Source organism: Phaeobacter sp. JH20_08 (assembly GCF_048056635.1).
Taxonomy (GTDB): Bacteria; Pseudomonadota; Alphaproteobacteria; order Rhodobacterales; family Rhodobacteraceae; genus Phaeobacter; species Phaeobacter bryozoorum.
Genome location: NZ_JAYMVV010000012.1, coordinates 104,738 through 119,344, shown reverse-complemented (window position 1 = coordinate 119,344; position 14,607 = coordinate 104,738). Strand labels below are relative to the sequence as shown.

The window sequence follows — 14,607 nt, the reverse complement described above, 5'->3', positions numbered from 1 at the left end:
ATATCGGAACCGGAGTGTCCGCATAGTGGTCGCGTGCGACGATTGAGCAGTATTGGAGTCTGAATAAATGATTGGCTGGAAGCTATTTCTACACTCGGTAAGCATGGTGCAGCGGAACGTCCCGCAGCTGATGCGGATCTTTCTTGTTCCCGGATTGATCGTGTCGGCGATCGCCTATTTGGCCATCGGTGGCTTGCTAGGCGATATTGGGCTTCAGGCGCGCGGGTTTGACGGCAACATGTTCTTTTCAGTTCTCTGGCGCATCGTTGGACTATGGCTTGTGATTGGCTTGATTGGCACGTGGACCGTGGTGGCCTGGCATCGCTACATTCTGCTGGAAGAGCATCCTCGCGGCTGGCTTCCAGCTTTGCATAAGGCGGAGATGGGCAACTATATCTTGGGTCTGATCAAGCTGTTTTTTATCGCTATACTGCTCTACGGTATCCTTGTATCTATCGGGTCTGCATTGGTTCAGAGTATCGGGATGCTTGGCCTATACCTGTTATTGGCCGCTGGCGCGCTGATTGCGATATTCATGTTCAGGTTTGCATTGGTCCTGCCGGCGGCGGCGCTTGGTAAGCCTATTGGTGTGAGCGAGTCATTGGCACTGACCACCGGTGCATTTGGTACGTTGTTTGTCCTTGGCCTCTGTCTTTTTGGTCTGCAGCTCGTGGCTGAACTGATCCTGTTCCTTGTGGCCGATGCTGTACTGATCGCGATGGTTCTTGAGATAGCGTTCTCTGTCGTGCTTGCGATCTTGAATATCAGTGCTCTCACGACGCTTTACGGCTACTACGTCGAGAAACGTGCGATCTGATCTGCGGTATTCTTCAGTATGCTTTGATCCTGCCCCCTTGTCATGGGGGCGGGGTTGGGTCACTCAAGTGGCATGAGTGATTTTCAGACCCAGGCCCGGGCCGCCGAACAGGCCATGCGCGCGATCTTTCCCGCCACGCCGCTGCAGCGCAGCACGCTGCTGTCGGAACGGTTCGATGCGGATATCTACCTGAAGCGAGAAGATCTGAGCCCGGTGCGGTCCTACAAGATCCGCGGTGCGTTTAATGCAATGCGTAAGCAGCTGGACCAGTCGCTGTTTGTCTGTGCGTCAGCTGGAAATCATGCGCAGGGCGTTGCCTTTATGTGCCGCGAGCTGGACAAGCGCGGGGTGATCTTTATGCCGGTGACCACCCCTCAGCAGAAGATCCAGAAGACCCGCATGTTTGGCGGCGACAACGTCGAAATCCATCTGGTTGGCGACTATTTTGACGACACACTGTCGGCAGCTCAGACTTGGTGTGCAACGGAAGGCGGGCATTTTCTGTCACCATTTGATGATGATGATGTCATCGAAGGCCAGAGCTCCATCGCGGTCGAAATCGAGGCTCAGCTGGGCGCCGTTCCCGATCATGTGATCCTGCCGGTGGGCGGTGGTGGCATGTCGTCGGGCGTGGCCCGCTGGTTCGGCGACAAGGTGCATTGTCTTTTTGCAGAACCCTCTGGCGGCGCATGTCTGAGGGCGGCGCTAACTGCTGGACACCCCGTAGCACTGGACCATGTCGACACATTCGTCGATGGCGCCGCAGTTGGCCGCATCGGTGAGCGGCCGTTCGAGGTGCTGAAACATGTGCCCCTGCCGGACGTCCTGTCGATTGCCGAAGATCGGATCTGCACGACCATCCTTGAGATGTTGAACGTCGAAGGTGTGGTTCTGGAACCGGCTGGCGCGCTGGCGATCGAAGCCTTGCGCGATGTACGCTCCTGGATCCGTGGCAAGACGGTGGTCTGTCTCACGTCGGGCGGCAACTTTGACTTCGAGCGGTTGCCAGAAGTGAAGGAACGAGCACAGCGCTATATGGGGTTGAAGAAGTATTTCCTTCTGCGCTTGCCACAGCGCCCCGGGGCACTGAAGGAGTTCCTGGGTATTCTGGGACCAGAGGATGATATCGCCCGGTTCGAATATATGAAGAAATCAGCGCGCAACTTCGGTTCGGTTTTGATTGGTATAGAAACCAAGCGACCTGAGAATTTCGCTGATCTCTACGTCCGGTTGGATGCTGCCGGCTTTGCCTATACCGACATCACCAGCGATGAAACCCTGGCGCAATTCGTGATCTGAGCAGGTGCTGGCTCAGAGCTTGCTGCTCATGTCGCGCAGGAACTCTTCTTTTGACGCCTCATAGCTGGCGATGATCGTGGCTGTGTCCACATCCTTTGCCTCGCCCTGTGCCGAACGGCGCTCGCCTTCCTGACAGAGGCGGGAGAATTGAGAGAAGCCCAAATTAAGGGCGCTGCCTTTCAGGAAGTGCAAGTCCTGTTCCAAGGTGGTCAGATCCGGGGATCTCAGCTTTTCGATGACGCCTTCGACCTCTTCGAGGAAGATCTCGACAACTTCAGAGAAGTCCTCAGCGCCGACTTCCTCGTGCAGCTCCTTCGCGCGTGACCAATCAATCATCTTTGCAATCCTTGTTTTGATATCGCATTTTACGATTGCTTTACTTATAAACTCGTAAATCACCGTTTAACGCGAGGCTAGATCCATATTTCGCAAACTTCACTTCCTGTTAAGCGAAGAGCGCGATAGTGACTTGCGTTTAAGGTATCTTGCGCCGTTTTTTGTGGGGTTCACTCGGTGTTGCCAGACAGTTCGATCGAAATAAACCAAGAGGTTACGACCAATTCGATCCGCCGTGTCCTGGTGGTCGATGACAGCCGTCTGCAGCGACGAATCCTGGTGGCATCACTGAAGAAATGGGGATTCGACGTCGTCGAAGCTGAAAGCGGCGAGGTCGCGATGGAGATCTGCGAGAGTGATCCGCCAGATCTAATCCTCAGCGACTGGATGATGCCGGGAATGAATGGGCTGGAGTTCTGCCGGGCGTTCCGGGCCAAATCGCAGGATAACTACAGCTATTTCATCCTGCTGACCTCCAAGAGTGAAAAGAACGAGGTGGCGCAGGGGCTGGATGCCGGCGCGGATGATTTTCTGACCAAACCTGTCAGTTCGGACGAGCTGCGCGCCAGAATCTCTGCGGGTGAGCGTATCCTGCGGATGCAGCGAGAACTCTCAGAGAAGAACCGGATCGTCTCGGATACGCTGGATGAATTGCAGCGGGTCTATGATGCTATCGACAAGGATCTGATTCAGGCGCGCAAAATTCAGGAATCGCTGGTTCCAGAACTGTCGCGAAAATTCGGGTCATCCACTGTCAGCCTGCTCTTGAAACCCTGCGGTCATATCGGCGGTGATCTGGTTGGCATGTTTTCACCCGGGGTGAACCGGATCGGCTTTTACTCGGTCGATGTCTCCGGTCATGGCATTACGTCCGCAATGATGACGGCGCGACTTGGCGGCTATTTGTCGTCGACCTATTTCGATCAGAACGTCGGCATGGAGAAGCGATTCAACCGCTTCTACGCTCTTCGCCAACCTGAAGAAGTTGCAAGCCTGCTGAATGCCCGGCTGATCGCCGACACCGGGATCGAAGAGTATTTTACTATGGCCTATTGCATCGTCGATCTGCGCAGCGGCGTGTTGAAGATGGTGCAGGCCGGCCATCCGCACCCATTGCTGATCCGCAAGGATGGCAGCACAGAGTTCATCGGGAAGGGCGGCGTTCCTGTGGGGCTGGTGCCAGATATCACCTATTCCCAAGAAGATGTGGTGATGGAGAAGGGCGACAGGCTGCTGCTGTATTCGGACGGTTTTACTGAGGCGCGCTTGGAGAATGGCGAGATGCTTGAGGCCGAGGGATTGGTGGATCTGATCGGCAAGTGCAACTCGGATCAGACCGGCCAGGAATTCCTCGACGATCTCTACTGGAACCTGACACAGGTGATGTCGTCGCAATACGGTTTGGAGGATGATGTATCCGCCACCCTATTCGAATATGAAGGCCCGTAAGCTGAGCCTTCACCGGGTCGCTCGCCAATCTTCGGCCGATTTCTAGCTTTGTTCCATCCATCGCGCGATATATCCGGCAAAGTGGCGATCACCGGCATTACCGAGCATCTCTTGCGCGACATCCGCTCGCATCCAGAGCGCTTCATGCAGTGGTTCGCTCGGGTCTGAGATCTGCCGGGCCGGGCGCGCAATATAGATATGGCAGAGTTTCTCAGCCCATAGATCATACTCCGGCATATAGGCAAACCGGCGGAATGCCCCCAGCTTGCGGGGGGAGGAAATGGTCCAGCCGGTCTCCTCCATCACCTCCCGGTGCAATGCAGGAATAGGTGATTCGCCCGGATCTATGCCGCCTCCGGGCAGCTGAATATCCGGGCCTGGATCCTGCTGGCAGGTCACCAGAAGCTTGCCATTTCGCGGCAAGAGAGCGTAGACGCCGGGCCTGCGCCGGTATCTTTTCGATTTATCCGGCGTATCGCCAAAACGTCTGATCACGGCGCTGACCTCTTCACTCTGATGGTGTAAACCCTATATAGGCCCGATATGCCAATCCACGGCGCGTAAGGAAACCCCATGACACTTGTATCGAAAATCGCGTGGGACGATACCGTCCTGCCCTTCCAGCTTGACGTATCGGACATGCGCGGCCGCGTTGCGCGGCTGGACGGTGTGTTGGATGGTATTCTGAAGCAGCATAATTACCCACCTGTCGTCGAGGCGCTGGTGGCCGAGATGGCATTGCTGACGGCTTTGATTGGTCAGACAGTCAAATTGCAATGGAAACTGTCCTTGCAGGTGCAGTCCAAAGGTGCGGTGAGGATGATCGCGACCGACTACTATGCCCCCCAGGCAGAAGGCGAGCCGGCCCGTATCCGCGCCTATGCCAGCTATGATGAAACACGGCTGACGGATGGCGCCCCCTTTGATCAGGTGGGTGAAGGGTATTTTGCGATTCTTGTCGATCAGGGTGAAGGGATGAAACCCTATCAGGGGATCACCCCTCTGGCAGGCGGATCGCTGGCCGCCTGTGCCGAAGCCTATTTCGCCCAGTCCGAGCAGCTGCCAACACGGTTCTCGCTTAGCTTTGGCCGTTCCGCCGAACCGGGCGTACCCGAGCACTGGCGGGCCGGAGGGATTATGCTACAGCAGATGCCAAAGGCGTCGCCGTTTGTTGCTGACGGTGCCGGCTCTGGCGATACGCTGGTGGCTGAAGATCTGGTGAACGGCGAAGAGGGCGAGAACTGGAACCGCGTGATGCACCTGCTTGCGACCGTCGAAGACATGGAGCTGATCGGCCCATCGGTAACGCCGACAGATCTGCTCCTGCGATTGTTTCACGAGGAACAACCGCGGGTTTTCGATGCCCAACAAGTCAAATTCGGATGTACCTGTTCCACAGAGCGGGTACGCGCAAGCCTGTCGATCTACTCCGCCAAGGACATCGCAACGATGACCACTGACGAAGGCCGCGTGACAGCCGATTGCCAGTTCTGTGGCGCCCATTATGATCTTGATCCGGCGACGCTGGGGTTTGAGGCCGATAAAACGGATGAGGCAGAGGGCGATAGTGCCTGATCTGCGAGAAAAGCTTACCGCTGCGCTGGGCGCTGAGGGGGGAGGGTCATCCGATTTTGATCTGAACCCCGATGTCGTTCTACCTGTTGATCGTAAATTGCGACCGGCAGGCGTTCTGGTGGCGATCAGCATCGCTGAGGGCGTGCCGCAGGTCATCCTGACAAAACGCTCATCGGCGTTGAAACATCATCCCGGCCAGATCGCTTTTGCCGGTGGGAAGCAGGACGCAGGTGATGCAAGCGTGACCGATGCCGCCCTGCGTGAAGCATGGGAAGAGATCGGGCTGCCGCGTGATCTTCCGCAAATTGTCGGTCAGCTACCTGCGCATGAAACTGTGACCGGGTTCATGGTGACGCCGGTGGTGGCCCTGATTGATCAGACCTTTGATATCAAGGCCGAAGCTGGCGAGGTTGCCGAGGTTTTCAGTGTCCCACTCTCACATCTCTGCGATCCGTCTCGCTATCAGATCCAGTCGCGTCGCTGGCGTGGGGTGCGGCGGAACTACTTCGCTGTTCCATACGGTCCCTATTACATCTGGGGCGCAACCGCGCGGATGTTGCGCGGCCTCGCCGACCGGATGCAGTCATGAGATATCTGACCGCGCCCTGGCTCGATGATCCGGCTGTCCAGCGCGTCTGCGAGGTGCTGACCGAGGGCGGTGCGGAGGTCTATTTCGTCGGCGGATGTGTGCGTAATGCGCTATTGGGCGCGCCGGTTTCAGATCTCGACCTGTCCACCAACGCGCTGCCGCAACAGGTTATCGAACTGGCCGACAAGGCCGGCATCAAAGCCATACCAACAGGCATCGATCACGGCACTGTAACACTGGTGCATCGTGGTACGCCCTATGAGATCACCACCTTTCGTCGTGACGTTGCTACCGATGGTCGTCGCGCTGTCGTCGCATTTGCGGATCGTATCGAGGAGGATGCGGCGCGACGCGACTTTACCATGAATGCGCTTTACGCTCGCCCGGATGGGGAACTGGTTGATCCCCTGAACGGTCTTCCGGATCTGCGCGCGGGGATTGTTCGGTTCATCGGCATTGCCGAACACCGCATTCGCGAGGACTATCTGCGCTCGCTTCGGTATTTCAGATTCCACGCCTGGTACGGAGATTTGGATGCTGGGTTTGATCCGGACGCCCTGTCGGCGATCGCGAGCAACCTGAATGGCATCGCAACCCTATCGCGTGAGCGCGTCGGGAGTGAGATCCTGAAGCTTCTTGCAGCCCCCGATCCGGCGCCGGCGATTGCGATTATGCGGCAAATCGGATTGCTCGCATTGATTCTGCCGGGCAGCGATGATCGCGCCCTGGCACCGTTGATCCATCTGGAAGAGGGGTCCGCTCCCGATCCCATTCGCCGTCTTGCAGCGCTCGGCGGTAGCGCTCCGGGCGAGGTTCTGAGGTTGAGCAAATCTCAGGCCGCCGAGATACGCTTGCTTCGCAAAGAGGTTGAAGGAACCCAAAGTCCGGCTGCCCTTGCCTATTATCATGGGGCGGCCATCGCCCGCAGCGTGATCCTGTTGCGATCTGCCCTGCTTGAGATGCCAATTTCGCCTCATTTAGAGACTGAAATCAATCTTGGCGCGTCCGCCGTATTCCCCGTGTCGGCGCAGGATCTGATGCCTGAACTCCAGGGGCCTGCTCTTGGCGCGGCGCTCAACTCCTTGCGTGATAAATGGATCAGATCCGGGTTTGCGCTGACGCGGAAAGAGCTGCTGGGACTGGCCTGAAGTGCACGTGCTGATTGTCGTGCGTCGCTCACTGCGTCAAAAGGGGTGACAGAGCGGAATTTTTTTCCTACCCATATGGGACCATCTTATGACGGGAGGAATACGCATGTATCACGGGATCTGGCGCAATTAACGCCTGACCTGTCCGACGTTTGTCGGAGGGGCCACGGCGATGGCCTTTGTTCGCATGATTATTCCATATGCTCAATTATTGGAGCACCCGCATGTTTCGTTTCTTCGAAAACCTTATCGACCCCTATTGTGATTACGCGGAAACCGACACTCCGCCACGGCGACTGTGGCCGTTCCTGAAAGATTATTCGCAGCCCTTCAAAAAGGTCTTTGCGGCCACCGCGTTTATGTCGGTCATCGTCGCAGCCGTTGAAATCGGTCTGATCCATTACATGGGACGGGTTGTGGACCTGTTGTCCGGTGAACCGGCCGATGTCTGGCAGGCTCACGGGACAGAGTTGATCCTGCTGGCTGTATTTATCCTGACCATTCGGCCGCTGCTGCAGCTACTGGATGTGCTGTTGCTGAATAACGCTATCCTTCCAAACTTCGGGACTTTGATCCGCTGGCGTTCACATAAGCATGTATTGCGGCAATCGGTTGGCTGGTTTGAGAATGATTTTGCCGGGCGGATCGCAAACCGGATCATGCAGACACCGCCTGCCGCTGGTGAGGTGGTGTTTCAGGTCTTTGATGCGATCACATTCGCATTGGCCTATCTGGCTGGCGCGGCTCTGTTGCTGTGGTTGGCGGACATGCGGCTGATGATGCCCCTGCTGGTATGGTTTGCGCTTTATGCGATGCTGATCCGCTGGACAGTGCGCCGCGTCGGGCCAGCCAGCCAGGCCGCCTCCGACGCCCGATCCACGGTGACCGGTCGGGTTGTTGACAGCTATTCCAACATTCATTCGGTCAAGATGTTCGCCCATCACGATACCGAACTGACCTATGCCAAAGAGGCGATTGAGCGTACGCGCAAGACGTTCCAGGCGGAGATGCGGCTCTATACAATCATGGATGCCGCATTGGTGACGCTGAATGGCCTGCTGATCGTTGGGGTGGTCGGTTGGGCGATCCTGCTGTGGATGCAGGGGCAGGCTTCGGTCGGGGTTGTTGCCTCTGCTACGGCGCTGACCCTGCGTCTCAATGCTATGACCGGGTGGATCATGTGGGCGCTGACCACGTTTTTCCGGCAGCTTGGTGTCGTGGCCGAGGGGATGGAAACCATTGCCCAGCCGATTGATCTGGTGGATGCAGCTGATGCCAAGCCGCTTGATTTACGCGATGGGGAGATGGAGCTCCGGCAGCTGTCCCATCATTACGGGCGCGGCTCTGGCGGTCTGGATCAGGTCAGTCTGACCATTCGTCCGGGAGAGAAAATCGGCCTGATCGGGCGGTCTGGTGCCGGGAAATCGACCTTGGTGAAACTGCTGTTGCGGTTCTACGATCCCGAGGGCGGGCAGATCCTGATCGACGGGCAAGATATCCGTACCGTCACACAGGACAGTCTGCGCGCCCAGATTGGGATGGTGCAGCAGGACAGTGCCCTATTGCACCGATCGGTGCGAGACAACCTGCTCTATGGTCGGCCTGACGCCAGCGAGGCCGAGATGATCGAGGCCGCAAAGCAAGCGCGGGCGCATGAGTTCATCCTTGACCTAGAGGATCCCGAAGGCCGCAGGGGCTACGACGCGCATGTCGGTGAACGGGGCGTGAAGCTCTCAGGCGGGCAACGTCAGCGAGTGACACTGGCTCGGGTAATCCTGAAGGATGCACCTATCTTGATCCTGGATGAGGCGACATCGGCACTGGACTCAGAGGTCGAGGCCGAAATCCAGCAAACGCTATACGGGATGATGCAAGGCAAGACGGTGATAGCGATTGCCCACCGTCTGTCCACCATCGCCCAGATGGACCGTATTCTGGTTCTGGATGACGGTCGTATTGTCGAGGAGGGCACCCATGACGTGCTTTTGCGGTCAGAGGGCCTATATGCCCAGTTCTGGGCGCGGCAATCCGGCGGCTTCCTGAACATTGAGGCAGCAGAATGAAACTGGGCAATCTGATCGACGCATTTCAACCGGCCGACGGCGCCCCACCAGATCAGTTGGGGCGCTTTTTGGGATGGTGTCTGTCCGGCGCCTGGCCAATGCTCACGGTGGCTGCGGTCTTTTCGGCGCTCGCCGGGGGAATGGAGGCGGTCACGGCTTATATTCTGGGTCTGGTGATAGATACGGCGATAGCCAGCGGGCCGGACCGGTTCTTCTCGGCAGGTAATCTGGTGATACTTGCCGGTGCGTTGGGTTTCTTCCTGTTGTTGCGGCCGATCCTTTTTGGCCTCTCTGCGGCGTCCAACGCAATTATTGTGCAGCCGAACGTCAATCCGCTGGTGCTGTCCCGTCTCAATCGTTGGACAATGGGGCAATCGGTGCGTTTCTTCGATGATGATTTTGCAGGTCGCATCGCACAGAAGCAGATGCAGACTGCTAATGCGGTGACGTCGGTCGCGGTTGAGGTGATCAATGTCGTCGCTTTCGCGCTGGCATCACTGCTTGGCGCGCTGGCATTGCTAGGGGCGATTGACTGGCGGATCACTGGATTGTTCGTGGTTTGGCTGGTCGGGTATTTTGCCACAATCCGTTGGTTTCTGCCGCGCATCAGAAAGCGGTCCGCGGCGCGGGCTGGCGCGCGGGCTATGGTTACCGGGCAGGTGGTCGATACGATCACCAACATCAAAACGGTGAAGTTGTTCGCCCATGCCGATTTTGAAGAACGGACGGCACAGGAGTCGATGGCAGATTTCCGTAACAAGGCGCTTCATTTCGGCTATCTGTCGGCGACCTTCCGGTTCTGTCTGATGACTCTGGCAGGAGTGCTGCCTGTCCTGCTGATTGGTGCTACGCTTGTGTTGTGGCGGGACGGGATGGCGACCGAAGGTGATATCGTTGCGGCGGGCGCGGTGTCGGTGAGGATCGCGCAGATGACGGGCTGGGTCAGCTTTACGCTGATGGCGATCTACTCCAACATTGGCGAAATCGAAAACGGCATGAAGACGCTAACGCGTCCTGACCGGGTTGAGGATCAAGACACCGCCAAGATGCTGCGGACCAAAGGTGGACGCATTGAATTCCGAAATGTCGGCTTTGCCTATGGGCGCGATGTCGGCGGTATTCAGGATGTTTCCCTGACAATTGAACCGGGTGAAAAACTGGGGATTGTCGGGGCTTCCGGCGCGGGGAAATCCACGCTCGTGTCGCTTCTGTTGCGGCTCTACGACGGGGAAAGAGGCCAAATCCTGATCGATGGGACAGACGTTTCAGAGGTGACGCAGAACTCGCTGCGCAGCCAGATCGGCATGGTCACGCAGGAAACCGCAATGTTCAATCGCTCGGCGCGCGACAATATCCTTTACGGTCGGCCGGACGCCAGCGAACTGGAGCTTATTGCCGCCGCTAAAAAGGCGGAGGCTCATGAATTCATTCTTGACCTGGAGGATGCACAGGGCCGCAGCGGCTATGATGCCCATCTCGGCGAACGGGGTGTGAAACTGTCGGGCGGCCAACGTCAGCGGATCGCGCTGGCCCGAGCCATCCTGAAGGATGCACCCATTCTGGTTCTGGATGAGGCGACCTCGGCGCTCGACTCCGAGGTGGAGGCGGCGATTCAGTCGGCGCTGGAGCGGGTCATGCAGGGCAAGACGGTTCTGGCCATCGCACACCGCCTGTCGACGCTGAGTGAAATGGATCGGATCATCGTCATGGATCAAGGTCGGATTGCGGAGGTGGGCACCCATGATGCACTGCTGAAGCGAGGCGGTCTTTACGCGAAGTTCTGGTCGCGGCAATCCGGCGGCTTCATTCGGACCGAAGGCGATGATGATGAGGTCGATCCGATCACTCGACGATCGTGGGATGCGGCGGAATAGGAAGTACTGAGCGCCCGCACAAAAGTCGTTCACACGCAGACTGCGCATTTTTCTTTTGCGCGGGCCAGTCGCAGGGTATGCAGCGGCCATGACACATGCAGCTAGAACCACAGCCACAATCATTCGTCTTGGCCATCAGGGGGACGGAGTCGCCGAGGGCCCGCTTTTTGCGCCGCGCACCCTGCCGGGAGAGACCGTCAGCGGTATTCGCGACGGGCACCAGCTCACGGATATCCGCATCGAGAACCCGTCAGAGGCACGCGTCCAGGCGCCTTGTCGGCATTATAAATCCTGTGGTGGCTGTCAGCTGCAACATGCGACAGATGATTTTGTCGCGGGCTGGAAGGTCGATATTGTGCGCAATGCGCTGGCTGCCCAGGGGATTGAGACGGCGTTTCGCCCGATCCACACCTCACCGCCACGATCGCGCCGTCGCGCCACGCTGTCAGTGCGCCGAACCAAGAAGGGGGCGATGGCTGGATTCCATGGCCGCGCGTCCGGGGTAATTACAGAGATACCCGATTGCCAGTTGCTGGCACCACAGCTTCTGGCTGCCGTGCCGATGGCAGAGGCACTGGCCATGGCTGGCGCCAGCCGCAAGGCACCGCTTGCGGTGACGGTGACCCTCTCGGAGGTTGGCGTTGATGTACTGGTGACCAACGGCAAGCCGCTGGATGGCGCGCTTCGGATCGCGTTGGCGCAGGTGGTCGACGCGCATCGTATTGCAAGGCTGACCTGGGAGGATGAGCTGATCGGTATGGAACAGCCGCCAACTCAACCCTTTGGTCCGGCACATGTCTGCCCGCCGCCAGGTGCCTTTCTACAGGCTACCCGTGATGGCGAGGCGGCCCTGCTTGCGGCGGTCGAGGAGGTTGTCGCGGGGGCAAAACGTCTCGTCGACCTATTTGCCGGCTGCGGGACTTTTTCGCTGCCACTGGCGAAAAACGCTGAGGTCCACGCTGTCGAGGGTGAAAGCGCCATGTTGCGCGCATTGGATGCCGGTTGGCGGCAGGCCAAAGGCTTGAAGAAAGTCACCACCGAGACCCGCGATCTGTTTCGCAACCCGTTGCTGCCGGAGGATCTGAATCCGTTTGGAACGGAGTTTGACGCTGCAGTGATTGACCCGCCGCGCGCTGGTGCTGAGGCCCAGGCCACTCAGCTGGTTGCAGCACGTACGAAACGGGTTGCCTATGTTTCCTGCAATCCTGTCACCTTTGCCCGTGATGCGAAGATTTTGACCGATGGCGGCTATCGGCTGGATTGGGTACAGGTGGTCGATCAATTCCGCTGGTCCTCGCATACGGAACTCGCGGCCAGCTTTTCCTACGTGGGGTAGAACCGGTGAGCATCAGTGCAAAACAAACCCTGAACCAGCGGCTGGGCGATCTTATCGCCAGTGATCGTTTTGGCAACTTCATCACTGTGGTGATTCTGATCAATGCCGTGACGCTGGGAATGGAGACATCTGATACGATCATGTCCCGGTTCGGGACGATCGTTCTGTTTGTCGATCAGCTGTGCCTGGGGATTTTTGTCGTTGAACTGCTGGCAAAACTCTGGGTACAGCGGCTGCGGTTCTTCCTGCGCGGCTGGAACATCTTTGACTTTGTGATCGTCAGCATCGCCTTTCTTCCTGGGGCGCAGGGGATGTCCGTCCTGCGGGCGCTGCGCATATTGCGGGTGTTGCGCGTCATCTCCGTTGCGCCGCGGCTGCGCCGGGTGGTTGAGGGTTTCATTACTGCGCTACCGGGCATGGGCTCAGTCTTCCTGCTGATGGCTATCATCTTCTACATCGGCTCCGTCATCGCGACGAAACTCTTCGCGGACAGTTTCCCGGAATGGTTCGGTAATCTCGCGCTGAGCGCATATTCCCTGTTCCAGATCATGACTTTGGAAAGCTGGTCCATGGGCATCGTACGCCCTGTCATGGAAATCTATCCCTATGCCTGGGCGTTCTTTGTGCCGTTTATCATGGTCACCACCTTTGCGGTTGTGAACCTCTTGGTCGGCCTGATAGTGAATTCGATGCAGGATGCCCATCACGAGGAAGAAGGCGAACGCACGGACGCTTATCGGGATCTGGTTCTGGCTCGGCTGGAGGCAATCGAGCAGCAAATCGCGACGCTGCAACCGCCGCACGAGAAGAAGTGATTTTGAATTTTCCACCGAAGATAGTAGTTGGAAAATGAGGCAAATCAGGCAGAGACCTAGAATAATGGATAGACGTACATTCGGATTGGGCGCCGCGGCGACCCTCGGGCTGGCGGGCTGTAGCTCCGGCCCTAGCAAATTCCGCAGTTATTATGGCCCCGAGGTAACCTCGGTTGTTGTCAATAAGGGCGCCCGCAAGGTCTATCTTCTGCACAATGAGGATATTCTGCGCGAATATGAAATGGAGCTGGGTTTCGCACCGCAGGGCCACAAGCAGATCGAGGGCGATGGCAAAACTCCCGAAGGCACCTATCTGATCGACCGGCGCAATCCCAACAGTCGTTATCACCTCTCCATCGGGATCTCTTACCCCAACGCACAGGATCGGGCAAAGGCGGCGGCGATGGGCAAGAAACCGGGTGGCGAGATTTTCATTCACGGTGAGCCAAACAACCCCAAGGAACGCAAACGCGCTGCGCGGGTGGATGACTGGACTGCGGGCTGCATTGCAGTCAGCAACGATGAGATCGAAGAGATCTATGCGATGGTGCGCGACGGTACGTTGATTACCCTGCGTCCCTGATCGTCTACACTGTAACCGCGCCAGCGCTGATCGTCTCGTGATAGAAAAGGCCCGATTGCCATGCAGCGATCGGGCCTTCTTCGTTCAGGTAAAGATTGGATCGGCGCGCTTAGCTACCCATGACCAGGGTCCACCAGATCTTGCCATTGGATTCCTGGAACCAGGAGAAGCCCATGGTGCGCGCTTTGGCGTCCATGATGACCGAACGGGTGGCCGGTTGTTCCATCCAGGCTGTAAGCGTCTGCAACTCGGTCTCATATGTTTCCGAAATCGTCTCGCCGATCATTGTGCCGGTGAAACCAGTGCGGGCAACGCGGTCGAGCGGAGAAGAGCCGTCGGAGCCAAAATGCCACGGACGGTTCTGGACCGACATGTCGCGCGAATGGGTTGCGGCCGCAGCGGTCAGCTGGGGGTTCAGCTGGACAATCGGCTTGCCTGCCGCTTCGCGAAGGGCGTTGACCGAGTCGAGCATCCGCAGCTGAACTTTGTCGGCGTTACGGATCCGGTACACGCTGCCGCCTGTGCTGCCATCAGGTGCAGGGGCACAGGCTGCGACAAGGGTCATCAGCCCGGCGATAAGGATCAGAAATACACGTGTCATACTACACCTTGCTTCGTTGACTGGGGCTGCAATAGCCCGGCTGTGACATAGGCGCAAACATGTCAGCGGTGAATTGACCGTCGCGGGATTGTTTGATTTGCGACTGAGGCATTCGCGCCATA

The 14,607-nt window shown here is 57.7% G+C and carries 14 protein-coding genes; 11 read left to right on the top strand and 3 right to left on the bottom strand.

From position 1 onward, the window contains the following. Window positions 1-67: 67 nt before the first annotated feature. Both VWY75_RS13840 and ilvA read left to right on the top strand, forming a co-directional pair. On the top strand, window positions 68-817 hold the full coding sequence (locus VWY75_RS13840) for a hypothetical protein (RefSeq protein ID WP_416537745.1): 750 nt from the start codon (window positions 68-70) through the stop codon (window positions 815-817). A gap of 72 nt (window positions 818-889) precedes the next feature. Next, window positions 890-2,116, top strand: a complete 1,227-nt coding sequence (gene ilvA / locus VWY75_RS13835; RefSeq protein ID WP_340547136.1) for a threonine ammonia-lyase IlvA — start codon at window positions 890-892, stop codon at window positions 2,114-2,116. A gap of 12 nt (window positions 2,117-2,128) precedes the next feature. Here ilvA and VWY75_RS13830 read toward each other — a convergent pair whose 3' ends face one another. Then, a complete protein-coding gene (locus VWY75_RS13830; RefSeq protein WP_340547137.1) occupies window positions 2,129-2,452 on the bottom strand; it encodes an Hpt domain-containing protein in 324 nt (107 codons plus the stop codon). 177 nt (window positions 2,453-2,629) lie between these two features. Between VWY75_RS13830 and VWY75_RS13825 the strand changes: the two genes are divergently transcribed. Then, window positions 2,630-3,901: a fused response regulator/phosphatase gene (locus VWY75_RS13825; protein WP_340547138.1), complete on the top strand. Its 1,272-nt coding sequence runs from the start codon at window positions 2,630-2,632 to the stop codon at window positions 3,899-3,901. Window positions 3,902-3,943: 42 nt separating this feature from the next. On the opposite strand, the gene VWY75_RS13820 is transcribed toward VWY75_RS13825, so the two are convergent. Then, window positions 3,944-4,396: an NUDIX hydrolase gene (locus tag VWY75_RS13820; RefSeq protein WP_416537744.1), complete on the bottom strand. Its 453-nt coding sequence runs from the start codon at window positions 4,394-4,396 to the stop codon at window positions 3,944-3,946. A gap of 78 nt (window positions 4,397-4,474) precedes the next feature. Between VWY75_RS13820 and VWY75_RS13815 the strand changes: the two genes are divergently transcribed. From VWY75_RS13815 to VWY75_RS13780, 8 genes are all read left to right on the top strand, one after another. Then, window positions 4,475-5,476, top strand: a complete 1,002-nt coding sequence (locus VWY75_RS13815; protein ID WP_416537743.1) for an Hsp33 family molecular chaperone HslO — start codon at window positions 4,475-4,477, stop codon at window positions 5,474-5,476. Further along, window positions 5,469-6,065, top strand: coding sequence for a CoA pyrophosphatase (locus tag VWY75_RS13810; RefSeq protein ID WP_340547141.1), 597 nt, complete (start codon window positions 5,469-5,471; stop codon window positions 6,063-6,065). The genes VWY75_RS13815 and VWY75_RS13810 overlap by 8 nt, the downstream gene beginning before the upstream one ends. Beyond that, window positions 6,062-7,213 (top strand): CCA tRNA nucleotidyltransferase, encoded by a 1,152-nt coding sequence (locus VWY75_RS13805; protein ID WP_416537742.1) that lies wholly within the window; start codon window positions 6,062-6,064, stop codon window positions 7,211-7,213. The genes VWY75_RS13810 and VWY75_RS13805 overlap by 4 nt, the downstream gene beginning before the upstream one ends. A 224-nt stretch (window positions 7,214-7,437) precedes the next feature. Next, a complete protein-coding gene (locus VWY75_RS13800) occupies window positions 7,438-9,276 on the top strand; it encodes an ABC transporter ATP-binding protein (RefSeq protein ID WP_416537741.1) in 1,839 nt (612 codons plus the stop codon). After that, a complete protein-coding gene (locus VWY75_RS13795; RefSeq protein ID WP_416537740.1) occupies window positions 9,273-11,150 on the top strand; it encodes an ABC transporter ATP-binding protein in 1,878 nt (625 codons plus the stop codon). The genes VWY75_RS13800 and VWY75_RS13795 overlap by 4 nt, the downstream gene beginning before the upstream one ends. An 88-nt stretch (window positions 11,151-11,238) precedes the next feature. Beyond that, entirely contained in the window at window positions 11,239-12,486 is a 1,248-nt protein-coding gene (locus VWY75_RS13790; protein ID WP_416537739.1) for a class I SAM-dependent RNA methyltransferase, read from the top strand. Window positions 12,487-12,491: 5 nt separating this feature from the next. Next, the gene (locus VWY75_RS13785) at window positions 12,492-13,301 is read left to right on the top strand and encodes an ion transporter (RefSeq protein WP_340547146.1); all 810 of its coding nucleotides are present in this window, start codon (window positions 12,492-12,494) and stop codon (window positions 13,299-13,301) included. Window positions 13,302-13,365: 64 nt separating this feature from the next. Beyond that, window positions 13,366-13,884, top strand: coding sequence for a L,D-transpeptidase family protein (locus VWY75_RS13780; protein WP_416537738.1), 519 nt, complete (start codon window positions 13,366-13,368; stop codon window positions 13,882-13,884). Window positions 13,885-13,993: 109 nt separating this feature from the next. Here VWY75_RS13780 and VWY75_RS13775 read toward each other — a convergent pair whose 3' ends face one another. After that, a complete protein-coding gene (locus VWY75_RS13775) occupies window positions 13,994-14,485 on the bottom strand; it encodes a CAP domain-containing protein (RefSeq protein WP_340547148.1) in 492 nt (163 codons plus the stop codon). Window positions 14,486-14,607: the final 122 nt, after the last annotated feature.